Annotated in this window: 22 protein-coding genes; 14 read left to right on the plus strand and 8 right to left on the minus strand. The window is 71.0% G+C overall.

The genetic code is table 11. From position 1 onward, the window contains the following. Positions 1-5 precede the first annotated feature (5 nt). Complete coding sequence (locus tag SHK19_RS07565) at positions 6-458, plus strand: acyl-CoA thioesterase (protein ID WP_322457965.1); 453 nt, start codon at positions 6-8, stop codon at positions 456-458. Between the two features lie 166 nt (positions 459-624). Here SHK19_RS07565 and SHK19_RS07570 read toward each other — a convergent pair whose 3' ends face one another. The 6 genes from SHK19_RS07570 to SHK19_RS07595 form a co-directional block, all read right to left on the minus strand. Then, positions 625-1692, minus strand: coding sequence for a hypothetical protein (locus SHK19_RS07570; protein ID WP_322938286.1), 1068 nt, complete (start codon positions 1690-1692; stop codon positions 625-627). A 42-nt stretch (positions 1693-1734) separates the two neighbouring features. Beyond that, positions 1735-2451, minus strand: coding sequence for a sulfotransferase family protein (locus SHK19_RS07575; protein ID WP_322938287.1), 717 nt, complete (start codon positions 2449-2451; stop codon positions 1735-1737). A gap of 71 nt (positions 2452-2522) precedes the next feature. Beyond that, a complete protein-coding gene (locus SHK19_RS07580) occupies positions 2523-3650 on the minus strand; it encodes a hypothetical protein (RefSeq protein ID WP_322938288.1) in 1128 nt (375 codons plus the stop codon). Further along, positions 3647-4714, minus strand: coding sequence for a hypothetical protein (locus tag SHK19_RS07585; protein WP_322457969.1), 1068 nt, complete (start codon positions 4712-4714; stop codon positions 3647-3649). The genes SHK19_RS07580 and SHK19_RS07585 overlap by 4 nt, the downstream gene beginning before the upstream one ends. Positions 4715-4767: 53 nt before the next feature. Beyond that, a complete protein-coding gene (locus SHK19_RS07590) occupies positions 4768-5841 on the minus strand; it encodes a hypothetical protein (protein ID WP_322938289.1) in 1074 nt (357 codons plus the stop codon). A 34-nt stretch (positions 5842-5875) separates the two neighbouring features. Further along, complete coding sequence (locus SHK19_RS07595) at positions 5876-6958, minus strand: hypothetical protein (RefSeq protein WP_322938290.1); 1083 nt, start codon at positions 6956-6958, stop codon at positions 5876-5878. A 147-nt stretch (positions 6959-7105) separates the two neighbouring features. Here SHK19_RS07595 and SHK19_RS07600 point away from each other — a divergent pair, with 147 nt between their 5' ends. The 6 genes from SHK19_RS07600 (at position 7106) to SHK19_RS07625 (ending at position 14464) form a co-directional block, all read left to right on the plus strand. Beyond that, positions 7106-8749, plus strand: a complete 1644-nt coding sequence (locus SHK19_RS07600) for a hypothetical protein (protein WP_322938291.1) — start codon at positions 7106-7108, stop codon at positions 8747-8749. A 179-nt stretch (positions 8750-8928) separates the two neighbouring features. Then, entirely contained in the window at positions 8929-9861 is a 933-nt protein-coding gene (locus tag SHK19_RS07605; RefSeq protein ID WP_322457973.1) for an NAD-dependent epimerase/dehydratase family protein, read from the plus strand. 35 nt (positions 9862-9896) lie between these two features. Further along, entirely contained in the window at positions 9897-11153 is a 1257-nt protein-coding gene (locus SHK19_RS07610; RefSeq protein WP_322938292.1) for a hypothetical protein, read from the plus strand. Continuing rightward, entirely contained in the window at positions 11143-11907 is a 765-nt protein-coding gene (locus SHK19_RS07615) for a glycosyltransferase family A protein (RefSeq protein ID WP_322938293.1), read from the plus strand. Before SHK19_RS07610 ends, SHK19_RS07615 begins: the two co-directional genes overlap by 11 nt. Beyond that, positions 11904-13799 carry a glycosyltransferase family 4 protein gene (locus SHK19_RS07620; protein ID WP_322938294.1) on the plus strand — a complete coding sequence of 632 codons (1896 nt, stop codon included), beginning with the start codon at positions 11904-11906 and terminating at the stop codon, positions 13797-13799. The genes SHK19_RS07615 and SHK19_RS07620 overlap by 4 nt, the downstream gene beginning before the upstream one ends. Next, a complete protein-coding gene (locus SHK19_RS07625) occupies positions 13796-14464 on the plus strand; it encodes a glycosyltransferase family A protein (RefSeq protein ID WP_322938295.1) in 669 nt (222 codons plus the stop codon). Before SHK19_RS07620 ends, SHK19_RS07625 begins: the two co-directional genes overlap by 4 nt. On the opposite strand, the gene SHK19_RS07630 is transcribed toward SHK19_RS07625, so the two are convergent. Next, positions 14427-16484 (minus strand): phosphoadenylyl-sulfate reductase, encoded by a 2058-nt coding sequence (locus SHK19_RS07630; protein WP_322938296.1) that lies wholly within the window; start codon positions 16482-16484, stop codon positions 14427-14429. The genes SHK19_RS07625 and SHK19_RS07630 overlap by 38 nt on opposite strands. A gap of 34 nt (positions 16485-16518) precedes the next feature. Here SHK19_RS07630 and SHK19_RS07635 point away from each other — a divergent pair, with 34 nt between their 5' ends. From SHK19_RS07635 to SHK19_RS07665, 7 genes are all read left to right on the plus strand, one after another. Then, positions 16519-18018 (plus strand): hypothetical protein, encoded by a 1500-nt coding sequence (locus SHK19_RS07635; RefSeq protein WP_322938297.1) that lies wholly within the window; start codon positions 16519-16521, stop codon positions 18016-18018. Beyond that, positions 18011-18763: a glycosyltransferase family 2 protein gene (locus SHK19_RS07640; RefSeq protein WP_322938298.1), complete on the plus strand. Its 753-nt coding sequence runs from the start codon at positions 18011-18013 to the stop codon at positions 18761-18763. Before SHK19_RS07635 ends, SHK19_RS07640 begins: the two co-directional genes overlap by 8 nt. Positions 18764-18832: 69 nt before the next feature. Further along, positions 18833-19096, plus strand: a complete 264-nt coding sequence (locus tag SHK19_RS07645) for a hypothetical protein (protein WP_322938299.1) — start codon at positions 18833-18835, stop codon at positions 19094-19096. A gap of 10 nt (positions 19097-19106) precedes the next feature. Next, positions 19107-20249 (plus strand): signal recognition particle-docking protein FtsY, encoded by a 1143-nt coding sequence (ftsY, locus tag SHK19_RS07650; RefSeq protein WP_322938300.1) that lies wholly within the window; start codon positions 19107-19109, stop codon positions 20247-20249. 254 nt (positions 20250-20503) lie between these two features. Next, a complete protein-coding gene (locus SHK19_RS07655; protein ID WP_322938301.1) occupies positions 20504-21853 on the plus strand; it encodes an ammonium transporter in 1350 nt (449 codons plus the stop codon). Next, positions 21850-22188, plus strand: coding sequence for a P-II family nitrogen regulator (locus tag SHK19_RS07660; protein WP_322457984.1), 339 nt, complete (start codon positions 21850-21852; stop codon positions 22186-22188). The genes SHK19_RS07655 and SHK19_RS07660 overlap by 4 nt, the downstream gene beginning before the upstream one ends. Before the next feature lie 32 nt (positions 22189-22220). Further along, entirely contained in the window at positions 22221-24458 is a 2238-nt protein-coding gene (locus tag SHK19_RS07665) for a [protein-PII] uridylyltransferase (RefSeq protein WP_322938302.1), read from the plus strand. Here SHK19_RS07665 and SHK19_RS07670 read toward each other — a convergent pair. After that, positions 24430-24720, minus strand: a complete 291-nt coding sequence (locus tag SHK19_RS07670; protein WP_322457986.1) for a hypothetical protein — start codon at positions 24718-24720, stop codon at positions 24430-24432. The two genes, SHK19_RS07665 and SHK19_RS07670, sit on opposite strands and share 29 nt — an antisense overlap. Positions 24721-24803 lie beyond the last annotated feature (83 nt).

A 24803-nucleotide genomic window follows, 5' to 3' on the forward strand; every position in this document is an offset into this window, starting at 1 on the left:
CCCTGGTGCCTCCTGAGCGGCCACCGCGGTCGTCGTACGTCGCCTGGGACCGCGCCACCCTGCGCTGGGCCGACATCGACGTCTACGGGCACATGAACAACGCGCGCTACTTCGAGCTGATCGACACGGTGGTCAACGACCACCTCGCAGCATCCGTCGGCACCGACATCCGCGCGCTCCCGGCGATCGGGCTGGTCGCCGAGGTGTCCTGCCGCTACTTCGCCGAGATCACCTACCCCGGGTCACTCGACCTCGGGATCTACGTCGAGCGGCTCGGATCGTCCTCGATCGTCTACCGGGTCGGGATCTTCCAGGGCGACCCCGAGGGCGGCGGCGCGCTCGCTGCCGCCGAGGGCCGGTTCGTCCACGTCTACGTCGACAACACGGACCCGGCGCGGCCGGTGACCCCGCTGCCGCCCGAGGTCCGCGCCGCCGTCGAGCCGCTGGTGACGTCCTAGGAGTCCGCTGAACGATCCGGCCGTCGCGAGCGGCGCAGCCGCGGGATGCTCCGCAAGGCGCGGTCGCGACGGCGCTGTAGGCCCATCTCCGAGCGGCCGCAACGCCGCGGAGCGCCCGCGGGGCGTCGCGCAGCAGGGCGGATCGTTCAGCGGGCTCCTAGACTCGTCAACCCGAGCGGGTCGCCTCGCGCTCGGCGATCCGCCTGATGGCCGCGTGCTGCTCCTCGGGGATCTCCAGCAGCTCCAGGTAGCCGTCGAGGCGGCCCGGGTCGAGGACCTGCTCGGTGGTGGTGCCGGCGGTCCTGCGCGACGCGTGGAAGAGCCGCCCGCTCGGGTCGTCCAGGAGATCGCGAGCGACGCGATCGTTGGACTCCGACCACCTCGCCATGAACTGGTCGAGGTCGGCCTCGGGGAGGGTGACCTGGGGTCCGCCGTCGGCCTGGCGGAGCCGCTTGACGTGCGCGCGGTTCGAGATCCGCCGCGGCGCGGCGCCCTCGTCCTCGACCTGGTGCAGGTTCAGCACCCGCAGCATCTCGACGGCCTCGACTCCGAGGCTCTCGTTGCGGACAGTGATCGACCGCAGGTCGGCGGACCGGACGTCGAGCTCGGCGGCATCGAGGAAGTCCTGCGTCAGCGAGCCCTCGGGGAACCGCTCCCGCTCGAAGCGACGCACCGCGAGCGACGCGGGCTGGAAGGTGTCCTGCCATGTGGTCAGCCGGACCCAGTAGTCGTAGATGCCCGAGAAGTCACGGTGGGACCATGCGCGCAGGTCGAGGACCTCGCCGAGCTTCACGGCCTGTTGATAGCGGCTCACCAGGTGGTCGTCCTGCCGGCGGAGATAGACCACGACCCTGACCTGACCGGCCAGACCGTCGATCAGGCCGCGCAGCCTCAGCATCGACTCCGCGGGGATCCGGAAGAGCGCCTCGTCCGAGAGCACGACCGTCGACGGGTCGACAGCGGCGACCTCGCGACTCAGACGGCGCCGGAGACGGCGTCGGAAGGCGTCGGGCGAGGTGTGACCACCGCGTCGCCAGAACCGGGACTCCGGAAGCGTCTGGTCGGACCGGGAGTAGAGACCGAGGTCGGTGTGGCGGACGTCGCCGGGGGTCCGTGGATACAGGACCCCCCGGCCCGCCAGGGCTGCTCGGTTGCGCCGGAGGAACTGCTGGATCGACGTGGTCCCGGTCTTGTCGCTCCCGATGTGGAGGACGACGTCGGGGCTTGTCGCCATCGTGTTCTCCTCGTGCCGGGGTCGACGGACGGGCGGGTGTGATCAGTAGTCGAAGATCTCGAAGTCGTCGGCGTAGATCGCGCGCACCCGCTCCTCGAGGTCCGGTCTGTCGGCAAGGAGGTCGACGCGCCGCGTCCCCGTGACGTTGCGGGCCGCGACCGGCACCGCAGGGAGGCCAGCCGCCTCGCGGATGGTCTCGAGGTCGGCGGCGAACGTCTCGATCCGGCCGATGTGGTCATACCGGATGAGGGACGCCATCACGTTGATGTGCTGCGGCCGCCAGTGCGGGTTCATCTCGCGGACCGGGTCCTGCCGCTCCAGGGCGGCGACGAAGTCGTCGAGGCTGACCGGGCGCCCCTCGTCCGGCTCCTCCCCGAGCGCGGCCTGGATCTCGGCTCGCCAGCCCGTGGAGCCCACGATCTTGTCGAGGTACGCGGACTGGAACCGCCGCAGCGGGTCCCGGACGAACGTGAAGCTGTAGGCCCCGCCCGACAGCATCCGGGCGACCCGGCGGCGGCCGATCGACGAGACCTTCGGCAGCCGGTTGTCCTTGTGCACGTTGCCGGGGTTGAAGTCGTGGTCGCCGGTGTGCAGGCGGTCCATCCACAGCAGCACCGTCGAGCAGGCCGCCTTCGGGTTCTTCACGTACACGATGCCGTGCTCGGGGAGCGCGTGGATGTGGTACGCGAGCGGGCGGTGCGGGAAGAACGCGCGCATCTCCGCCCAGGTGACCGTCGGCTTCGCGACGTCGGGCTCCACAGGTGCTCCTCGTTGTCGGTTGCGGAGCGAAACGATAGTGCCTCGCCGTCACCGCGACCCGGGGCGGCCGGTCACCGCTTCGCCAGCCGCCGGGAGAAGAGCCGACGAGCCGCCCGAGTGCTGACCGTACGACGGCGCCCCGCCTCCTTCTCCGCGATCCGCCGGATCGCGGCGTGCTGCTCCTCCGGGATCTCGAGCAGCTCCAGGTAGTGGTCGAGCCGGGCGGGGTCGAGGCGCTGCTCGGTCGTGGTGCCGGCGGTCTTGCGGTCGGAGCGGAACAGGTCGCCGGACTCGTCGCCGAGGAATTCCTGTGCGACGCGCCGGTTGGCGTCGGCCCAGCTCGCCATGAACCGGTCCAGCAGTGGCCCGGGCAGGGTGAGCACCGGGCCGGTGTCGGTCCCTCGGAGGTGCACCACGTGGTGGTGGCTCCCGAACAGCCCGGGTCGCTCGCCCTCGTGCTTCACCCGGTAGATGTTGAGGATCCGCAGCATCTCGATCGCCTCGGCGCCGAGGCTCTCGTTGCGCGGCTCGGTGTGGGTCAGGTCCGCCTCGTCGACCGAGATGTCCGCCGCGTCCAGGAAGTCGGTGACCAGCGAGCCGCCGACCATCCGCTCGCGCTCGAACCGGCGCACGACGAACGCGTCCGGCTCGAGCGCCTGCCACGACGAGAGCCGCAGGTAGTAGTCGTAGGTGCCGACCCAGTCCTGCTGCATCCACGTCGTCAGCGGCGTGATCTCGCCCATCTTGACCACCTGCTGGTAGCGGCTGATCAGGTGGTCGTCCTGCCTCCGCAGGTAGACCACGAGGCGCACCCGACCGCCGAGCCGGCTGGTGAGCCGCCCCATCCGGCCGATGGTCCGGTCGCCTGCGCTGAACAGCCCCTCGTCGGACAGCACGACACCCGAGGCTCCCGACCGCGCGATCTCCCGGTCGAACCGGCGGCGGAAGTCGCGACGGAAGGCGACCGGGTCGTCGTACCCACCGGTGAGCCAGTCGCCGTGCCGCACCAGCTCGTCGTCGGGTCGCACGAACAGCCCGAGCGCGGTGTGCCGGAGCTTCCCGGGGGTGCGCGGGTAGAGGAGCCCGGCGGCCCGCAGCGCCTCCGGGTTGCGGCGCAGCACCCGCTGGATGGTGCTGGTGCCCGTCTTGCCGGACCCGATGTGGAGAGTCACGTCGACCGGCGGGCGCCCGCCGATCATGACGGTCGTCCGGCGGAGGACCGGGCCTCCTGCGCCGCGATCCGGTGGAGGTCCGCCCGGATGCCCGAGGGCAGCTCGCCGACGTCCAGGTAGTGATCGACCCGGTCCGGGTCGAGCAACTGCACGTCGGTGGTGGTCGTCCGGCGCGGTTCACGGAACAGCTCGGTGTCGCCGAAGTACCGGCTCGCGGTCTCGCGGTTCGAGTCCGCCCACCGTGCCAGGAACAGGTCGAGGTCGCTCTCCGGAAGGGTGAGGACCGGCCCGGTGCCGTGCTCGGACAGCCTGCGGACGAGCTCCCGGTGGTCGATGAGGCCGGCGGTCCCGCCGGCGTGCGCAACCAGGTAGAGGTTGAAGATCCGCAGGAACTCGACGGTCTCGGCGTCGAGGCTCTCGTTCCTGCGGGGGACCGGCGTCGGCTCGATGCCGCTCAGCCCGGCAGCATCGAGGAAGTCCGCCTCCAGCGATCCGTCCTTGAACGCGGTCGGCTCGAAGCGGCGTACGACGAGCTCGGCCGGTTCCATGGCAGCCTCCCACCGGGCCAGCCTCCTCGCGTAGGCGTAGGTCGCCGAGCGGTCGTGGTCGGCAGTCCAGTGGACCAGTCGCCGGACCTCCCCGGTCTTGACGTGCTGCTGGTAGTCGCTGCTGAGGTGCTCGTCCTGGCGCCGCAGGTAGACGACCAGACGCGTCTGACCGCCGAGGCTGTCCGTGAAGGCACGGAGCCGGGAGACGCTGTCGGGCGACAGCCCGTAGAGCGCCTCGTCCGAGAAGACCACCGTCGACGGAGCGGCGGCCCTGATCTCCTCCCGGAGCCGGCGCTCGAAGCGCCGCCGGAACCGCTCGGGCGACTCAGCCCTCATCTGGTGCCAGGCGGGCATCGCGGCGAGCTCGGCGTCCGAGCGGAACGAGAGACCGAAGCGCGCGTGGCGGGCGGGACCAGGGGTGCGGGGGTAGAGCACGCCCTGCTCGGCCAGCACGGGGCGGCTCTGCCGCATCAGGGCCTGGATGGTCGAGGTGCCGGTCTTGCCCGTGCCCAGGTGCAGCACGACGTCGATCCGGTCATCCATGTGCCGCCTCACCCACGCGCGCCATTCAATCACCGTCGGCTGCCGCGATCGCGTCAGCGGACGGATTCGCGCGCGGCGATGTCCCGCAGCGAGGCGCTCACGTCGGCCGACAGCCCGACGAGCCGTGCGAAGTAGTCGACGCGGGCGGGGTCGAGCCGTTGCTCGGTGATGGTGCCGGCGTGGCGCCGCGGCTCCCGGAACAGCACGCCGTCGGGGTCGCCGAGGAAGTCGCGGGCAGTAGCGCGGTTCGAGTCCTGCCAACGCTCGACCACCCGGTCGAGGGTGGCGTCGGGCAGGGTGAGGGTCTCCCCGGGCTCGTGCTGCCGGAGGCGCTCGACGACCTCGAGGTTGTTGATCAGCCAGGATTCAGCACCTTCCCCTACCCGGTGCAGGTTGAGGATCCGGAGGAACTCGATCGTCTCCGCGTCGAGACTCGGGTTCCGCGTCTCCGCCGGGGCGAGCTCCGGCACGGCGATGTCGATCCCCGCGGCGTCGAGGAAGTCGGCGTAGAGGGAGCCGTCGACGAAGGCCGACCTCTCGAACCGCCGTACGACGAGCTCGTCGGGGCCGAACAGGTCGCGCCACGCCGACAGCCGGGCGTGGTAGTCGTGGCCGGCCAGCCCGGACAGCGAGACCCACTCATCGATCCGCCGGGTCTCGCCGACCTTCACCTCCTGCTGGTAGAGGCTCGCCAGGTGGTCGTCCTGCCGGCGCAGGTAGGCCACGACCCGCACCCGGCCACCGATCTCCGCCACCAGCTCGCGCAGCCGCAGCAGGGCCTCCTCGTTGAGGCCCCACAGCGCCTCGTCGGAGAAGAGCACCGTGTGCGCTTCCGCGGCCGCGATCTCCGCGAGGAGCTTGCGCCGGAACCTGCGACGGAAGCGCCGGGGGATCGGCTGTCCGATGCGGTGCCACGCCGGCGTGCGGGTGAGCTCGTCGTCCGGTTTGACGGCGAGTCCCAGTCGGGTGTGGCGGGCGCGGCCCGGCACCCTCGGGAACAGCACGCCGTGGGCGGTGAGCACGTCGCGGTTGGCGGCGAGGAGGTACTGGACCGACGAGGTGCCCGTCTTGCCCATCCCGATGTGGACGACCACGCGCGCGGGGCCGGATGACGGGGCGGCGACCACCTCTTCATGATTCCACGTCATGTCGGGCGGGGAGTCACAGGGAGCGCGTGGCCGCCGCCGCGGATGCCTCGCGCTCGGCGATCTGCCGGAGCGCTGCGTGGTGCTGCTCGGGAATCTCGAGGATCTCGAGGTAGTGGTCGAGGCGCGCCGGATCGAGGAGCTGCCGGGTCGTCGTGTCGTGCTCCCGTCTCGTCGACCGGAAGAGCTCGCCGTCGGGGGCGTCCAGGAACTCGGTTGCCACGGCCCGGTTGCTCGCCGCCCACCGGTCCTGGAAACGGTCGAGGGTCTCGGCGGGCAGGGTGAGGATGGGACCGGCGACCCGCTGCAGCCGTTCGACGTGGTCGCTGTTGATGATGAGACCCGCCCGCGCCCCCTCGTTCTCCACCCGGTGCAGGTTGAGCAGCCGGAGCACCTCGACCGCCTCCGCGCAGAGGCTCTCGTTGCGGCGCTCGACTGCCGCCAGCTCCGTCTCGTCGACCGCGAGCCCCGCCGCGTCGACGAAGTCGGCCACCAGCGATCCTCGCAGGAACCGCTCGCGTTCGAACGTCCGCACGACGAAAGTTGCCGGCCCGAGGTGGTCGCGCCAGCGGGCGAGGTGACGGTGGTAGTCGTACATGAAGTGCCGGTCGGTGGCCGCCCACTCGGCGATGCGCGCGATCCCGCCGCCCTTGACGACCTGCTGGTAGTTGCTCGCCAGGTGGTCGTCCTGCCGACGCAGGTAGATCACGACGCGCGTCGCCCCGCCGCGGGCCTCTGCGAACTCGCGGACCCGGGTGACCGCCGCTGCGTTGCGGCGGTAGAGAGCCTCGTCGGAGATCAGCAGCCGGCGCACGTCGGGCGTGATCTCGCGCCGCAGCCGCCGGAGGACCCGCTGCCGGAACTCCTCCGGGTCCAGGTCGGCGTTGCCGGCGCGGAGCCATTCCGGCGAGCGCACCAGCTGGGGGTCGGGCAGGATCAGGAACCCGAAGCCGCGGTGTCGCCGGCGGCCGAACGCACGCGGGTACAGCGTGCCGCCGGCGGCGAGCGCAGCGCGACTGCGTCCGAGCACGCTCTGGATGGTCGTCGTGCCTGTCTTGCCCGTGCCGATGTGGAGCACGATGTCGACGGGTTCGGGCACGGGACGATTCAAGCACCTGACCACCGGTCCACCGGCGGATGGCCGGTCGGTCAAGGCTGGCCGAATCCCCTCCGGACGCCTCGGGACGTGCTTTAGACTGCGTCCGACCGCAGCTCGCGGTGGTGGGGACATCAGGGGAGAAGCTCCATGCAGTTGCGCCCGAAATCGATTCTACGACCGCGCTGGCGACTCGGCCTGGTCGCCGCGGTCGCGGCGACGCTCTCGGTCGGTCTGCTGCCATCCACCGAAGGCGCTGCACCGGCCCCGGCCGTCAGCGCGCCGGGATCGGCAGCGGTCGCGGCCGGCGCCGCCGACCTCGGGTTCGCGGTCCAGCTCGGCCCCGAGCAGCGGGTCACCGGTCCGACGAACCAGGGCGACAACCCGTTCTTCTCCGAGAAGCGCGGTACCAAGCTCTACGCCTACTTCGGCACCAGCCGGACCATCGAGTGGCGGTTCAACGGGCGGCTCACCAACCCGCGGATCATCCTGAACCGCGGCGGGGCCGGGAAGTTCGACGAGTGCGGCGCCTGGATGCAGGGATCGATCCAGAAGATCACCGCGCAGCGCTGGGTGGCGTTCTACCACGCCGAGGGCAAGGGTCCCGGCTCGGACGACTGCGACCACTACGGCGACACGACCGTGTGGCGGATGGCGCGAGCCGTCACGACCAACGGCGGCAAGACCTGGAGACGTCCCGGCTACCCCAACAACGTCGTCGTGGCGGGTGTGGGCGCGACTGCCAGTACCGGGGTCACCAACGCCGGCACGGGACGTGTCGTCAAGGTGGGCGACTACTTCTACATGTTCTTCAAGACCGCCCACGGCCCGAAGCCGGGACCCTCGGGCATCCAGGTCGCGCGGTCGCCCGTCAGCTCCGAGGGTGCGCCTGGCTCGTGGAAGAAGTACTTCTGCCACCCCGCGACGATCCTCCAGCCTGCGTACTGCGCGTTCGACGAGAACGGGATCGGCGGGAAGTCGACCCAGATCGGCGGGATCAGCGAGAAGGCGCGCTACATCGCGTGGAACTCCGCCCTCAACCGCTGGATCGGGTTCGACGCCTCCGGCGCCCGCGGCTTCCGGCTCTTCGCCTCCGAGGTCGGCACCGGCGCCACGGCCGACGCCCGCCAGGCAGACGCCCTGTTCGACGGCGACGGCAACCCCAAGAGGTGGATGAACTACACCGACACCTACCCGCTGGTCTCGACGGAGAACGACCCGTACGTCGACCAGTGGGGCGGCCACATCCGCAACCGCCGGTCCAAGCAGCTCTACGCCTACCCGTCGATCGGCGGCCTGGACGGCAACAGCTGGCTCACCGGCAGCCAGTTCTACGTCTACTACGTGAAGCTGTTCCCGGGCGACAAGTTCACCCACCGCTACCTGTTCCGCAGGAAGGTCACCGTCGTCCCGAACAGCGACGCCTTCAACCGGGTCGAGCTCACGTTGTACAGGAACGGGACCGGCCAGCGCCGGTCGTCGACCGAAGCACCGAAGGAGAAGGCGTTCAGAAGGGTCGGCGCCACGGGCTACCTCCTGTCGCACGGAGCGACCGGCTGGAAGCAGGTCTTCGACTGCGTGCGGCGGGGCGACCACGCGCTCTTCGCGGAGCGGTGCAAGACGGGCTGGCGCGCCAATCGCCGGGTCGGCTTCATCCGCCCGCGGACGAACGACGTAGCCACCGTCCCCATCTACCGCTGCTTTGCGAAGCGCAGCCACTACGTGTCGACCAGCCCTGGGTGTGGCGGCGGCAAGCGCGAGGCCCGGATCGGGTTCGCCCTGACGAGCCTCTGAACCTGACTCGTCCCGGAAACGCTCCACGCGGGCCTGTGGGCAGCCAGGTCCTGCATCCGAGCGGATGATCCTGCCCGGAACTTTGCCGAAACCTCGCCTCGCGCCGTCACCGGTGATTAGCGTGTGCCACGGCGCCGATTGCTAAGGTGTCCCGCTGCCTGACGACAGAAGGGATCGTTATGAAGCGCGTGCTCATCACGGGGGGCGCCGGCTTCATCGGCGTTCACCTCGCTGATCACCTCACGCAGTCGGGCGGCTACGAAGTCACGGTCTTCGACAACGAGTCGCTCGGCCATCGTGGCAACGTCGACAACGACGAGGTGCGCTTCGTGTCCGGCGACCTGCGGAGCCGGGCAGACCTGCGGTCCGCGCTCGAGGGCCAGGACGCGGTCGTGCACCTCGCTGCCGACACCCGGGTGATGGACAGCATCGACGATCCCGCGCACAACTTCGAGAACAACGTCATCGGCACCTTCAACCTGCTCGAGGAGTGCCGCGACCTGGGGGTCGACCGGATCGTCGCCGCTTCGACCGGTGGCGCGATCGTCGGTGACGTGGCCCCGCCCGTGCACGAGCGGATGGCCCCGCAGCCAACGTCGCCGTACGGCGCCTCCAAGCTGATGCTCGAGGGCTACCTGAGCGCCTACTCCGGTGCCTACGGCATGCGCGGCTGCGCGCTGCGCTTCTCGAACATCTACGGGCCGCGGTCCTTCCACAAGGGCTCCGTCGTCGCCCACTTCTTCAAGCAGATCCTGTCCGGCGAGCCGCTCGTGGTGTACGGCGACGGCAGCCAGGCGCGCGACTTCCTCTACGTCGGCGACCTGGTCGAGGGCATCCGGGTCGCGATCGACGGCGGCTCCGTCGGGGCGTTCCAGCTCGGCAGCGGCAAGCCCACAACCGTCAACGAGCTCCTCGAGCTGATCCGCAGCGCGACCGGCCGCGACTTCGACGTCCAGTACGAAGACTTCCGGGCTGGTGAGGTCGTGCAGACCTGGTGTGAGATCGACAAGGCGCGCCGCGCCTTCGGGTTCGACCCGACGACCTCCCTCGACGACGGCCTCGGCAGGACCTGGGAGTGGTTCCTCGCCCAGGGCGGGGGACCTAGCCAGTGACAGAGGCCGCGCCCGGTCGACTCCGACGCCACCTGTTGCGTCGGAGCGATCGCAACGGCTCCCACGAGGCCTGGACCGCCCCCGACGGCAGCGGCAACGGCAGCGCGCCGACGGTGGTGCCCAGCAACCTCGGTCCCGCGTTCGACGAGCGGGTCGGTGACGCACTCCGCCACCAGCAGCCCCGCGGCCAGGACGCCGAGTACGACCTGGTGCGCGACCACTTCGACGTCGCCCACTACCTGCTGCAGGCGCCCGGCGTCATGGACGACCCGAGCATCGACCCGGTGCGGCACTTCCTCCGCCTGGGGCCGGCGGCCCGGTGCACCCCCGATCCCAACTTCTCGACCGAGTCCTACCTCAAGCGGCATCCCCAGCGCAGGGACGGCGACGTCCATCCGTACGCGGCGTGGCTGACCGAGGGCAAGGCGGCCGGTGAGGTCGGCGAGCCCGTGATGGGCATCGAGAAGCTCGCCAAGGTCCTCGGCATCTCCCCGGAGGAGGTCGCCGCGCACCTCGCCGAGCGTCGCTCCGACGTCCATCGGCGGCTGCACCACGGCAAGCTCGGCGAGATGTTCGCCAAGGCGGTCGAGGTCGAGCCGCTGATCGGTGACCTCTGGGCCGAGATCGCCCGGCCGCGGATGATGCCGATCCCGTGGCTGGTCGTAGCCGACCAGCTCGGGGCGCTCTACTCCTGCCAGGAAGTCCTGGGTTTCAAGCGCGCCCGGGTCGTGCTGGTCGTCGAGGATCCGGCTCACCACCTCGCTGTCCGGCTCCTTCGCGCGCTGCAGACCGAGGTGGAGGCGCACGACATCGTGGTCGTCACGACCGCGCCGGGGACCGTGCCGTCGGCCGCGACGCCGCCGGGGGTGCGCCGGGTGGACTTCGCGACGTCCGCCCGGGGCCTGGGCCCGCTGATGGCCCAGCAGGTGCTGGTCGAGCTCCTGCGGTCGCTGTGCGTCGACGCCATCGTGGGTGTGGGCTCGCGGCTCCTTCTCGACGCGCTGACGCCGTACGGGCGCGCCCTGCGCTCGTCCGAGCGGGTCTACCTCGGGTTCGCCGGCCTGCGGCGAGGACGTTACGGCCAGGAGGTGGGCGCCTCGGTTCGCTACTTCTACCGCCACGTGGAGCTGGTCGACGGCGTGATCGCCGACACGGCCAGCACCGCCGTTCGCCTTGTCGAGGACTATCAGCTGCCCGACGACGTCGCGGCCAAGGTGCGCTCGGTCGCCGACGACCGCGTCCTGGCCGAGATGGTCGGACGGCTGTTGGAAGGGCGACGTGATGACGCCTGACCTGACCCTGGTCGTCACAGCGCACAGCGAGACGATCGTCTGCGGCCCCACCATGCGGTCGGCGGACCTCGCCGTCGAGGCGGCCCGCGAGCGCGGTTACGAGGTCGAGACGGTGATCGCGCTGGACCGAGCGACCGAGGCGACCCGCGGGTTCTTCGACCAGTCGCGCTTCGACCACTGGCAGCGGTGGGAGTTCGACGAGGGCGACCTGGGTCGGGTCCGCAACGCGGCCGTCGCACGCTCGAGCGGCCGCCACGTCGCGTTCCTCGACGCCGACGACCTGTTCAGCGAGAACTGGCTGGCCGAGGGCGTCGCCGTGCTCGACGAAGCGGCGCAGGAGGGCCGGCGGGTCATCGCCCACCCCGAGCTCAACGTGATGTTCGACGGCGGCAACTCCGTCCTCGTCCACATCGACCAGAGCTCGCCGCTGTTCACGCCGTTCTTCGCCTACGTGCGCAACTACCACGACTCGCTGTGCATGACGCCCCGCGAGGCACACCTCTCCATCCCCTACGTCTCGCGCGACATCCCCAACGGCCTCTCTTTCCAGGACTGGCAGTTCTCGATCGAGTCGATGGCCGCCGGCTGGGAGCATGTCCTGGTGCGGGACACGATCATCTTCAAGCGCCGCCGTGACGCGTCGCTCGGGCAGGAGAGCAGCAACCGGCGCTCGATCGTCCGTAAGCTCCCGGCGATGGCGATCGACCGGGTGCAGGACCTCGCGCGGTCCGGGAAGGCGCCGGCCGGCGAGTGAGGAAGCGGCAGAAGACGGACCGGTCCCGTCCGGTCGACCCCGTCGTGCTGGAGCGCCTGCGCTGGTGCGCCCACCCGCGGCTCTACCTCGCCCAGCTCACCGAGTCGGAGCGGGCCGGCCTCGGTGACGACCCGGGCGTCGACGCGGTCGTCGAGCACTACCTCGACCGCGGTGGGGAAGCCGGCCCGCGGATCTGCGCGCTCTTCAACCCGGAGTGGTACGCGGAGCGGCTGGCCGAGCTCGGCCTGGCGGTGCCGGACGGCGAGGTGCCGTTCCTGCACTGGCTCACGGTCGGCTGGGAGCGCAAGGTGGTCCCGACGCCGCTGTTCGACCCGGCCTGGTACCTCGAGCACCACCCCGCGTTGCGGTCCCATCCGCGATGGGTCTTCCACCACTACCTCACCCGCGGCTGCTACCAGCCCCAGTGGGTACCCAGCCCGGCCGGTCGGCACCACGGGGGAGCACCGGACGACGACGCGGCCCGGCGCCAGGACCCGCTGTTCCTGCCGGAGCTGCTGCACCTGGCCGACGAGCACGACCTTCGCCGCACCAGCTGGCTCGAGGAGGGTGTGCTCGCACTCCTCGACAAGCGGCGACGGATCGAGACCGATGAGCTGCGCGAGCAGATCGCGAAGGCGGCGGAGCTCGAGCCCCGCATCCACGCCGCGATGCGCGCCGAGCTCCCGACGATCGCCCCACCGCACGCCCATCCCGGAGGTCGGATGGTCGACGAGGTCACCGCCGCACGGGCGTCGCTCGGGCTGGGCACCGAGGACACCATCGACACCATCGTGCTGGTGCCGCACTGCCGGATGAGCGGCTCCGCCCGCGTCGCCGGCCTCTTCACCGACGCCGCGCGCGCCGCCGGTGGTGCCGACAGCGTCGCCGTCATCGCCACCGACCTGCCGGCGTTCGAGCGGCCCGAGCTCTTCCCCGACGACGTGCGCGTGTTCGACCTGACCCGTCACATCGCCGGGATGGCGCAACCGGCGCGCCGCGACCTGCTCCACGACCTCCTCCGCGGGCTGCGACCGCGCCAGGTGGTGCTGATCAACAGCCTGCTCGGCTGGCAGCTGGTGTCTGAGCTCGGTGACCAGCTCGCGGAGGTCATGGACGTGGGCGCCTACCTGTTCACGTGGGAGCTCGACGAGCACGGTCACCCCTACGGCTACCCCGTCGGGCCGTTCCAGCACAGCTTCGAGCACCTCTCGTGGGTCCTGTTCGACAGCGAGCGGATGCGGTCGGAGCTGGTCGACCGCTACCTGATGCACGAGGAAGCCAGCCGACGGCTGATCTTCCTCCGCAACCCGTTGGCGGAGTGGTCGGTCGACGTGACCGGGGTGTTCGAGCGGCGCCGGGCGGCGGGTCTGCCTCTCCGTGCGTTGTGGGCCGGTCGCTTCGACCGGCAGAAGAGGTTCGACCTCGTCGTCGAGATCGCGCGGATGCGGCCCGACCTCGAGATCTGCGCCTGGGGAAAGCCGGTGCTGCGGGACCTCGACCTCGACCCGGCCGACCTGCCCCCGAACATCCGGCTGATGGGGGTCTACGACGGCTTCGACCAGCTGCCGCTCGACGAGGTCGACTTCCTGCTCTACACGTCGGGATGGGACGGCATCCCCAACGTCGTGCTCGAAGGCGCGCAGAGCGGCCTGCCGATCGTCGCGAGCGCCGTCGGCGGCGTACCGGAGGTGGTGACGCCCGAGACCGGCTATCCGGTGGCCGACACCGACGAGCCGGCGGCGTACGTCGCCGCGATCGAGCGGCTGCTCGCCGACCCGGCGGCGGCGACCCGGCGCTCCGCCCTCCTGCGCGAGCAGGTGCACGAGCTCTTCGACCCGGACGCCTACCGCTCGACGATCGCGGGCCTGCTCGAGCACGGGGGTGCTTCGTGAGCGCGACGACCGACATCACCGCCATCCTGGTCGCCCGGGACGAGGGGCCGCGGATCGGCATCTCCCTGCACAGCCTGCTCGACACCGTCGCTGCCGCACGCGAGTCGGGTCTCACGGTCGAGCAGGTGGTGGTGCTCGCCGACCCCTCCCCGGGCACCCGGTGGGCGCTCGACGGGGTCGAGTCGCGAGGCGTCCGGCTGCTCACGATCGACCGTGCCCGCTCAGGCGATCCCGGCGCCGTCCGCAACGCAGCCGTCGATGCCGCGACGGGGGAGTACGTCGCACTCCTCGACGGCGGCTCGGTCTGGTCGGAGAACTGGCTCACCGCGGCCCATGCCCTGTGTTCCTCCGAGCCGGGCCGGCTGATCGCCCACCCCGAGGTCCACTGGTTCTACGAGCAGGGCCGCGAGCTCTACTTCCCACCCGACCAGGACGAGCCCGCGTTCGACCCCGCCGTGCTGCGGCACGGCAACTGCTGGGACGCCCAGGCGCTGGCCGCCGCGGCGGTCTACCGCGACGTGCCGTTCCCAGAGGTCGGCCCGGAGGCGGCGCCCGGTCAGCTCGACTGGGACTGGAGCGTCGCCACCCTCGCTGCCGGCTTCCGGCACCGCGTCGTGCCGGCGACGATCAACTTCCGACGACGACGTCCTCGAACGCTTCGCTGACCTTCTCGGCCGAGGTGAGTCCGGCCTTCGCCGCGGCAGCCTCCGAGCTCCAGACGGAGATGCAGGGGATCTTGCTCTGGTCGCAGCGGTCGGCGTACTTCTTGGTGATCTCGGTGACCTCCTCCATCAGTCCCTCGCTGAGGGTGATGGGGGTGAGGCCGAGGTGCAGGAATCGGTCGTTGGCGACGTGCAGGTCGTTCTCGTCGGCCTCGTTGCGCGGGTTGGGCAGGAGTGCCATCTCGGCGCCGGTGCGGTCGGAGATCATCTTCGCCAGGTCGCGGACGCGGTGCGTCTCGGTCATCTGGTTGAAGACCGACACCCGGTCGCCGCGAGCCGGCGGGTTCTCGATCGCCAGCTGGATGCACTTGACGGTGTCCTGGAGGTGGATGAACGCCCGGGTCTGGCCGCCGGTGCCGTGGACCGTCAGCGGGTAGCCGATGGCCGCCTGCATGAGGAACCGGTTGAGCACCGTGCCGTAGTCGCCGTCGTAGTCGAAGCGGTTGACCAGCCGCTCGTCGAGACGCGTCTCCTTGGTCTGCGTGCCCCACACGATGCCTTGGTGCAGGTCGGTCGCCCGGACGTGGTCGTTCTTGGCGTAGTAGGCGAACAGGAGCTGGTCCTGGGTCTTCGTCATGTGGTAGATCGAGCCCGGGTTGGCGGGGTAGAGGATCTCCTGCTCGACCAGGCCGTTCTCGCCGGCGTCGACCTGGACCTTGAGGTAGCCCTCGGGGATCTGCATGCCGGCGGTGCCGTAACCGTAGACACCCATGGTGCCGAGGTGCACGACGTGGATGTCGAGCCCGGACTCCACCACGGCAGCCAGCAGGTTGTTGGTCGCGTTGAGGTTGTTGCTGACCGTGTAGCGCTTGTGACGGCTGGACTTCATGGAGTACGGCGCAGCCCGCTGCTCGGCGAAGTGCACGACCGCCTCGGGCTGCCAGTCCTCCAGCAGGTCGAGCAGGCGCTGGTAGTTGACGGCGACGTCGATGTCGTGGAACGCGATGTCCTTGCCGGACACTTCCTTCCAGGCGCGCAGCCGCTCACCCATGGGTCGGATCGGCGTCAGCGAGGAGACCTCGAGCTCGATGTCGATCTTGCGACGAGACAGGTTGTCGACGATCGCTACCTCGTAGCCGAGGCCTGAGAGGTGCAACGCCGTCGGCCAGCCGCAGAACCCGTCGCCCCCAAGGATCAGTACGCGCATTGCTCTTCCTCCGTCGTTCGTCACTTGGTGGGTGGTGCTTTCAGCGTCCAGCTTTGCCGTGGCGCGACCATTCTGCGCCACCGGCTGTTCGTTGTCTGACAACGGGGCGGCCATGGCGGGTTCGAAGCGCCCCGTCACCGGGTTGAGGTGGATGCCGCACTCCTTGATGGAGTCGACCTCCCACCACCAGCGACCTGCGCGCTGCTCCTCGCCGGGGCTGATCGCCCGCGTGCAGGGAGCGCACCCGATGCTCGTGTAGCCCTTGTCGTAGAGCTCGTTGTAGGGCACCGCGTGGTCACGGATGTAGGACCAGACCTGCTCGGTCGTCCAGTCCAGCATCGGATTGAACTTCTGGAGGCCGTTCACCTCGTCCCAGGCCGACACCTCGAGGTCGCGACGGGTCTCGCCGTGCTCCCGCCGCAACCCGGCGATCCACGCGCGCTTGTCCCGCAGCGCTCGCCGCAGCGGGGCGACCTTTCGGACGGCACAGCAGCCCTCGCGGAGCACCACGCTCCCGTAGAAGCCGTTCTGCCCGTTCTCCCACGTCCACGCGGCCACCTCGTCGGGATCCGGGGAGACCATCTTGATGATCCCGCCGTACCGTCGGTGGACGCTGTGGGCGAGCGCGTGCGTCTCTTCCGGCAGCCGACCGGTGTCCACGCTGAAGATCTCGATGTCGAGGTCGTGGCGGGCGATCAGGTCGGTCATGACCATCGCCTCGGGGCCGAACGCATTCGCCAGGGTAGCCGGCGCCCAGTCGCGCTCGATGGTCCTCAGGAGCGCGAGCGTCTCGTCGAGAGCGTCGCTGTAGTCCAAGGCGAGGTGCCCCCAAGGGTTATCGGCGCGGTCGATGACGCTCGTCCCTGAGCGGATCCGGTTCGCGATGCTAGCATCGCCCGCGCCGTCGACCACCTCGAAGGAGGACCTGCCGATGAGGTCGATCCGGCTCCGTCGCCGCCCTGACGCGGCGCCGGCATCCCCCGCGGCGGCGGATTCCGACCCCGCGGACGGGCGGCAGGCGGCTACCAGGGATCTCGGCATCCCGCGGAAGCTGCTACCGGAGCACCACCGTCATCGCGTCGAGCGGCCGGCCCTGGCGCGACGGCTCCGGAGCGCGGCCCACCCGCGCTTCTACGCCGCCCAGGTCGGTGAGCCGGCGCTCGCGGACGACGTCGAGGCGGCGATCGCCCACTTCGTGGCCTCCGGACTGAGGGACGGCGCCCGGATCAGCGGCCTCTTCAACGTCGACGTCTACCGGGGTCGACTCGCTGAGCGCGGACTGGGGATCACCGCGGGGGTCGATCCGTTCCTCCACTGGCTGTCGGTGGGCTGGGACGAGCGGGTGGTCCCGACCGTGCTGTTCGACGAGGAGTTCTACGTCGCGCGCCACCCGGACGTCACGAGCGGGCCCGACTGGGCGTTCGCGCAGTACCTCCGCGCCGGCTGCTACGCCCCCGGCCGGTCGCCGACGCCGTTCGGGCCCAACTACGGCGGCGTGCCGGCGCCGGACGCGCGGGAGCGCCAGGACCCGCCGCTCGTCACCGGGCTGCTGCACCGCGCGGCCGACTACGACCTCACCCGGACCAGCTGGCTCGAGGAAGGAGTGATGGCCGGCGTCGCGAAGCTGGCTCGGCTGGACACCGAGCGGATGCGCGGTCTGGTGGCGAAGGCCGCGGCGATCGAGCCGCTGATCGCCCAGACGCCACGCGAGCGGTGGGTCAGCTGGCCCCCCCACACGCATCCGATGCTGATGCCGACCGCCCGTGCCGAGGAGGTACGGCGCGGGCTCGGCCTGGTGCGCGCCGACACGGTGTTCGTCGTACCCGGCGGGGCCCCGGGTCCGGGCCTCGTGGCCGCAGCGAAGGCACTGCGTGACCTGGAGCCGGAGGCGACCGTGGTCGTGGTGACCACCGACGACCCGGCACCGACGCACGTCGACGACCGCGCGGTGCCGGTCGACCTGGCCGTGCCGTGGTCGGGGTTCACCGACGCCCGGCGCCTGCTCGGGCTGCTCGACGTGGTGCGCGGACTGCGGCCGCGGCGGGTGGTCGTCGCGGGGAGCCCGGTGGGCTGGCGGCTGCTGGCGAAGCACGGCACGACTTTGCGGCACGAGATGTCGCTGGGCGCCGTCCTCACCGCACCGTCGGGGCCCGGCGAGGACGACGCGGACGGCGGCGACTTCCAAGGCTGCTTCGACCGGCTCGACTGGGTGGTCGCGGACACCGATGCGCAGCGCGACGACCTCACGGCGCGCTACCTGCTGTCGACCAAGGCGCGCTCGCGGCTCCTGAGTGCGACCGACTGCGCAGCCGGCGACTTGGCCACGGTGGCAGGGGAGCGCCGTGCCTGACGCCGCGCCCACCGTGGCAGCGATCCTCACCGCGCACGCCGAGGGCGTCATGGCCGGGCTGTCGTTCCGCAGCCTCCTCGACGCCGTCGCCGTCGCGCGCAACGAGGGACTCGACGTCGAGGTGCTCGTCGTCCTCGACAACCCGACCGACGCCACCCGCGACGCGTTCGCCGAGGCCGCCCAGCACGGCGCGACGGTCGCGGAGGTGTCGTACGCCGACCAGGGCAAGGTCCGCAACCACGCCGTCGGACTGGTCTCCGCGGACCTGGTGGCGTTCCTCGACGGCGACGACCTGTGGAGCGAGAACTGGCTGGTCGACGCGCACCGGATGTGCGCGGGCAGCGCCGACGGGGACCGGGTCATCGGCCACCCCGAGCTCAACTGGTTCTTCGAGAACCAGCAGAACCTCTACTTCCTGCCCGACCAGACCGACCCTGCCTTCGACCCGGCGCTGCTGCGGATCGCGAACCCGTGGGACGCGCTCTGCCTGGCGCCGCGGGCGGCGTACGTCGAGCACCCGTTCGCGGCGCGCGCCGTCGCCGACGGCTACGCCTACGAGGACTGGCACTGGATGCTCGAGACCTACCTCGCCGGCTACGTGCACCGGGTGGTCCCCGAGACGATCCACTTCAAGCGCCGGCGCGAGGGATCGCAGTACGTCCAGGCACGCGCGCGCAGCGTGCTCACCCGCCCGAGCGAGCTGCTCGACTTCGCCTGGTGGCAGGAGCGCGACCGCCACCTGTGACGGACACGACGGTGCAGCGCGTCGGCTGCGAATCGGGTATCGAGGCCGGGAGCGGGTAACGTCGAACGCGTGGCGACCGCTCGGACGCCGTCGCCCGTCTCGCACCTGTCCGTCCCCGTCTCGGAGGAGTCGAACGCCGTGCTGTCCATCGTGATCGCGATGCTGGTCTGCCTGGTCCTCGCCGGACTGGTCGTCGTCTACGTCGCCTATCCGCACCGCGGGGAGAAGATGCCCGCAACGCCGTGGCTCGGTGACGCGCTCGGCAAGGCCGCCGACGCGGTCCCCGTCATCGACGAGGACGAGGCAGACCTCCTGCACAGCCGCAGTCAGTAACCCTGCGAGGATGAGCCTCATGGAGTGGCTCTACCTCGTCATCGGGATCGCCGTACTCGCACTCGTCGTCCTCGGCGGCGTGCTGGTCGGCCTGCTGCCCGGGCGGCGACGCGTCCCCACGACGCCGCCGGCGGAGGCCCCCAGCGACGTCCTCGCGCCACCGGAGACCGGGGTCACCGAGGCTGAGCCGGGCGTCGAGGTGCCCGCCGGGACGGTCGCTCCGACCCTCGAGCGTCCGGAGCGCCCCGCGTCGCGGCTGGTCCGGCTCCGGCAACGCCTCGCCGGCTCCGGCACCCTCGGCCGGGGCCTGCTCGGCCTGCTCAGCCGCGACCAGCTCGACGAGGACACCTGGGAGGCGATCGAGGACCTGCTCCTCGGCGCCGACATCGGCGTCCAGCCGACCCAGGAGCTGGTCGAGCGGCTGCGCACCCGGATGCGCGTCGAGGGCGACGCCACCGCCGACGCCCGCAGCGTGCTCCGCGAGGAGCTGATCAACCTCGTCGACCCGGCGATGGACCGTGCGTTGCACGTGACCGGCGCCGACGGCAACCCGGGCGTCATCCTCGTGGTCGGGGTCAACGGCACCGGCAAGACGACGACGGTCGGCAAGATCGCACGGATCCTCGTCGCCGAGGACCGGTCCGTCTTGCTGGCCGCTGCCGACACGTTCCGGGCCGCCGCGGCCGACCAGCTGGGGACCTGGGGCGAGCGGGTCGGCGTCGAGGTCGTCCGCGGTCCCGAGGGCGGCGACCCCGCGAGCGTCGCGTTCGACGCCGTCAAGGAGGGCGTCGACCGCGGCATCGACACCGTCGTCGTCGACACCGCCGGCCGGCTGCAGAACAAGCAGGGCCTGATGGACGAGCTCGGCAAGGTGAAGCGGGTCATCGAGAAGCAGAGTCCGGTCACCGAGGTGCTGCTCGTGCTCGACGCCACCACCGGCCAGAACGGGCTGATCCAGGCGAAGGTCTTCTCCGAGGTCGTCGACGTCACCGGCATCGCGCTGACCAAGCTCGACGGGTCCGCGAAGGGCGGGATCGTGGTCGCCGTCCAGCGTCAGCTCGGCGTACCCGTCAAGCTCGTCGGCCTCGGTGAGGGCCCCGACGACCTGGCGCCCTTCGACGCGGCGGCCTTCGTCGACGCGTTGTTGGGCTGAGGTTGGGCGCGGGGGCGTGAGAGTTTCACCGGCCGGCCGGTGAAACTGTCGCTTGGAGTGCGAAGGATCATCGGCCAAGCGACAGTTTCGTCGGTCAAGTACGGCGTCCGGCGGCGCCGCGCGACCATGCGCCCTCGCGCAGGACCGCGTACGCAACTGCACGAAACACGCCCGTAACACCCGGTCGGAACTCGTTGCATTCCTGAAACAACCAGCGGACGGACGTGAAACGTCGCCGCACCAGGGTGTGGGCCATGGACGGCTACTACACCTGGATGCTGGTCTCGGCGTCGCTCGTGCTGCTGATGACGGCCCCCGGCCTGGCGTTGTTCTACGGCGGCATGAGCCGGAGCAAGTCGGTGCTCAACATGATGATGATGTCGTTCACCGCGCTCGGCGTCGTGGGGATCGTCTACGCGCTGTGGGGATGGTCGATGTCCTACAGCACGACGTTCCTCACCGCCGACGGTGAGGCGGGCAAGGAGATCGGCACGTTCTTCTCCGACCCGTTCAAGCAGTTCGGCCTCGAGACGACCGACCCCGCCAACTACGTCTTCGTGGCCTTCCAGCTCACGTTCGCGGTCATCACCGCCGCGCTGATCAGCGGCGCGGTCGCCGACCGGCTCAAGTTCTCGGCGTGGCTGGTCTTCCTGCCGGTCTGGGTGACGCTCTCCTACTTCCCGCTCGCGCACATGGTGTGGGGCGGCGGCTTCCTCAGCGGCGTCGAGGACGGGCTTTCGTCGCTGCTGCTCGGCAACATCACCGCCGACGGAGTGACCGTCGCCGAGATCGCTCCGATCGACTACGCCGGCGGCACCGTCGTCCACATCAACGCCGGTGTCGCGGGCCTGGTGCTGGCGCTCCTCCTCGGCACCCGGCTCGGCTTCGGCAAGGAGCCGATCAAGCCGCACAACCTGACCCTCACCATGATCGGCGCCGGCCTGCTGTGGTTCGGATGGTTCGGATTCAACGTCGGGTCGATCGTCAACCTCGACGCCTACACCACGGAGACCGGCCTGGTGTGGCTCAACACCACGCTGGCGACGTGCGCCGCGATGATGGGCTGGCTGCTCGTCGAGAAGGTCCGCGACGGCAAGGGCACCTCTCTGGGCGCGGCCTCCGGTGTCGTAGCAGGCCTGGTCGCGATCACGCCGGCCTGCGGCAACCTCGTCCCGTGGAGCGCGATGGTGCTCGGCCTCGTGGCCGGCGGCTTGTGCGCCCTCGCGGTCGGGCTCAAGTACCGGTTCGGCTACGACGACTCGCTCGACGTCGTCGGCGTCCACCTCGTCGGCGGTCTGGTCGGCACCATCGGCGTCGGCTTCCTCGCGTCCGGCGACCTCGGCCTGCTGACCGGCGGCGACGGCAAGCAGCTGCTGGTCCAGGTCGTCGTGGCGGTGTTCGCGATGCTCTGGTCCGGGATCGCAACCCTGGTCATCGGACTGGCCATCAAGTTCACCATCGGCCTCCGCCTCGACCCCGAGGACGAGGTCGAAGGGATCGACTTCGTCGAGCACGGCGAGTCGGCCTACGATCTGAGCACGGGCAGCGGCGCCCGGCGTACCTCGGTCCTCACCTCGACCACTGCAGAAGGAGCACGTGCATGAAGCTCGTCACGGCTGTCATCAAGCCGCACAAGTGGGAGGACGTCCGGGAGGCGCTGGAGACGTTCGGCGTCACCGGCATGACGGTCAGTGAGGTCAGTGGCTACGGGCGCCAGAAGGGCCACACCGAGGTCTACCGCGGCGCGGAGTACGACATCGCGCTGGTCCCCAAGATCCGCATCGAGATCGTCATCGACGACGGCGACACCGAGGACATCGTCGGGATCATCACCAAGACCGCCCAGACCGGCCGGATCGGTGACGGCAAGGTCTGGGTGAGCCCGATCGAGACCGTGATCCGGGTCCGCACCGGCGACAAGGACTCGGCCGCGCTGTAGGCAGATGCGGATGCCACTAGGGTCATCGCCCGATGACCGCCGCTGAGAGAGCCGAGCGCACCGATGCCGCGGACGACCTCTGCATCGGGGCGTACGACGCCGCGGGCGGGCCGGACACCGGCGTCGCCCTGGTGGCGGTCGGTGGCTACGGCAGGGGCGAGCTCGCGCCGTACTCCGACCTCGACGTGGTGCTCGTCGCCGACGACGGCGTGGAGCTCGGGGAGCTGGGGCACCAGCTCTGGTACCCGATCTGGGACTCCGGCTCGAAGCTCGACCACTCGGTGCGATCACTGGGGGAGATGCTCGAGGCTGCCGCGTCGGACGCGCGCGTCGCGTCGGGCCTGCTCGACGTCCGGCACGTCGCCGGCGATCCGAACCTGACCATCCGGCTGCGCACGAACGTGCTGGCGCACTGGCGCCGTGACGCCCGGCAACGACTGCCCGAGCTGCACGAGCTGGTGCGCAGCCGGCACCGGCTGATCGGCGAGCTCGCGCACATGTCGGTGCCCGACCTCAAGGAGGCCGAGGGCGGCATCCGTGACGCCACGGTGCTCAAGAGCCTCACCGCGACCTGGCTGGTCGACATCCCGGCGGCGGATCTCGAGCGGTCGCGGCTCCAGCTGCTCGACGTACGCGACGTGCTGCACGCGGCTGCCGGACGGGCGACCGACCGGATCGCCCCCGAGCACTGGCCGGCCCTTGCCGCGGCGATGGGGCTGCCCGACGACCGGGCCGCCCAGCGGCAGGTCCGCGAGCTGGGCCGCCGGATCACCCACCTGTCCCGGCTGGTCTGGCGCCGGGCCGACGACGCCCTGCGCAAGACCCCCGCGGGCAAGCCGCGCCGGCCGGACCTCGAGCGGCTGGCCCCGGGTGTCGCGCTCTCCAACGGCGAGGTGGTGCTGGACCGTGGTGCGCGACCGGCGTCCGACGCGGTCCTGTTGCTGCGCGCGGCCGCGGAGGCCGCCCGGCGCAACGTCGTCCTCGCCCCGCCGACCGCGGCCCGCCTGGTGCGGGAGTGCCCGCCGCTGCCCGACCCGTGGCCAGAGGAGGCGCGCCGCGAGCTGGTGCGCCTGCTCGCGGCCGGGCCGGGCCTGCTCGCCGTCTGGGAGACCCTGGAGGAGACCGGTGCTCTCGCGGGGATCCTCCCCGAGTGGGAGCGGATCCGGCTGCTGCCGCACGCCTCGGAGATCCACCGGTTCACCGTCGACCGGCACGTCGTCGAGACCTGCATCGAGGCCGCCACCCTGATCCGGGAGGTGTCGCGCCCCGACGTGCTGCTGGTGGCGGCACTGCTCCACGACATCGGCAAGGGCGGGGTCGTCGAGCACAGCGCCGCGGGCGAGCCGATCGCCCGGGCGATAGCGACCCGGATGGGCTTCGAGACGGAAGCGGTGGAGCTGGTCGCCCTGCTGGTGCGGTGGCACCTGCTGCTCGTGACCACCGCGACCACCCGCGACCCCGACGACCCCGCCACCGTCGAGCTCCTCACCGAGCACCTCCGGACGCCCGAGGCGCTTGCCCTGCTGACCGCGCTCACCGAGGCCGACGCGAAGGCCACGTCGGGCAAGGCGTGGTCGTCGTGGCGAGCCGGGCTGGTCCGCGACCTGTCCCGGCGGACCCAGGCCGCACTCGAGCGGGGCAGCGTGCCGGCTCCGATCGCCGGCGACGACGTCGAGATCCCGGACGCCGCTCGCTCGGGTTCGCTCGCGATCACGGTCGAGCCCGCCGGCGACGGCTCGCGCGTCACGACGGTGTCGGCGGACCGGGTCGGGCTGCTCGCGGACTGCGCCGCCACGTTCGCACTGCAGCGGCTCCAGGTGCGCGCCGCCCGGATCTGGGCGCAGATGGAGTACGGCGTCTCGGTGTGGGACGTGGCCGACGACATCCTGGACGCGGGCCGGCTGCGCAACATGTTCGACTCCGTCGTCGCGGGCCGGGTCGATCCCGCCGCGCGGCTGGCCCCGCGACCGAACGGGTCCGGGCACGACCTCGCGCCCACGGTCGTCGTACGACCTGAGGCCAGTGACCAGGCGACGGTGATCGAGGTGCGTACGGCGGACCGGCTCGGCGTGGTCTACCTGGTGAGCTCGGTGCTCGCCGAGCTCGGGCTGTCGGTCCGGTCCGCCCACATCTCGACCCTGGGGCCGCAGGCCGTCGACGTGTTCTACGTCCAGGACGGTGCTGCCGGGGCGCTGCCCGCCGCGCGGGCAGCGGCGGCGGCGGCGGCGATCCGGGAGCGGCTCAGTCCTTCGGAGGCGTCGGGCGCTTGATCCGTGCCCGCATGGTGATGTGGTCGATCGCCATCGGGCGGTCGTTGCCGTCGGCGGACGGCGTGACCTCGCTCTCGTGGTCCTTCGACTTCAGGTCCTGGTCGGCACGGGCGCGGCCCGGGTCGAAGGCGTCGATGAACATGCCCATCCCGTCGGAGGTCCCGCCGCCGGTGCCGCTCGGGTTGCGCAGCATCCGGTGTCCCGCCCAGACCACGAGGAGCAGGACCACCACTCCGGCGGCACCGATCACGACGTACATCACTTCCTCACTGTATGCCTGACGCGGGCGGGTAGCCGCTTCGCCGTTAGAGTTGCCCTTCGAGCCCTGCACGCACGTCCATTGAG

Origin of the sequence: Nocardioides bizhenqiangii, assembly GCF_034661235.1 — a bacterium.
In the GTDB taxonomy this organism is placed as follows: Bacteria; Actinomycetota; Actinomycetes; order Propionibacteriales; family Nocardioidaceae; genus Nocardioides; species Nocardioides bizhenqiangii.